This is a genomic window from Streptomyces racemochromogenes (assembly GCF_044129415.1).
Classification (GTDB): Bacteria; Actinomycetota; Actinomycetes; order Streptomycetales; family Streptomycetaceae; genus Streptomyces; species Streptomyces racemochromogenes_A.
Genome location: NZ_JBBDHD010000309.1, coordinates 1 through 838 on the forward strand (window position 1 = coordinate 1; position 838 = coordinate 838).

At 67.1% G+C, this 838-nt stretch carries 1 protein-coding gene; it reads left to right on the forward strand.

Going from position 1 to position 838, the window contains the following annotated elements; genetic code table 11:
* Positions 1–838 (forward strand): PLL family lectin (locus tag WDV06_RS37025; protein WP_395514181.1); only part of this gene is annotated, 838 nt, incomplete at both ends.

Genomic DNA, 838 nt, shown 5'->3' on the forward strand with positions numbered 1-838 from the left:
CCGGGCTGGACGCCCTGGGAGTCGCTGGACAACTCCTTCCGCTTCACCGGCAGCCCCACCGCGGTCTACAACCCGGTCAACAAGGTCACCGAGGTCTTCGCCACCGGCACCGACGGCATCGTCTCCCACAACTACCACTTCAACGGTGCCGCCTCCTGGAGCGGGTGGCAGACCCTGGGTCCCACGTTCAAGTTCGGCGGCAGCCCGACGGCCGTGTACAACGCGACCACCAACGCCGTCGAGCTGTTCGGCATCGGCACCGACGGCGTCCTCAACCACAACTACAACCTCAACGCCGGTCCCTGGCAGGGCTGGGAGTCCCTGAACACCGCCTGGAAGTTCACCGGCACCCCGTCCGCCGTCTACAACCCGGACACCCGGACGGCCGAGGTCTTCGCCACCGGCACCAACGGCGTCGTCTCCCACAGCTACTCCACCGACGGCAAGCCCTGGACCACCTGGGACGTCCTCGACGGCAGCTTCCGCTTCGCCTCCGACCCGAGCGCGGTCTACAACCCGGTGAACAAGGTCACCGAGGTCTTCGCCACCGGCACCGACGGCGTCGTCTCCCACAACTACCTGTTCAACGACGCCAAGTGGAACGGCTGGAGCACTCTGGGGCCCTCGTTCCGGTTCATGGGCAGCCCCGCGGCCGTGTACAACGCGACCACCAACGCCGTCGAGCTGTTCGGCATCGGCACCGACGGCGTCCTCAACCACAACTACAACCTCAACGCCGGTCCCTGGCAGGGCTGGGAGTCCCTGAACACCGCCTGGAAGTTCACCGGCACCCCGTCCGCCGTCTACGAGTCCGGCCTCAACGCCGCCGAAGTCTTCG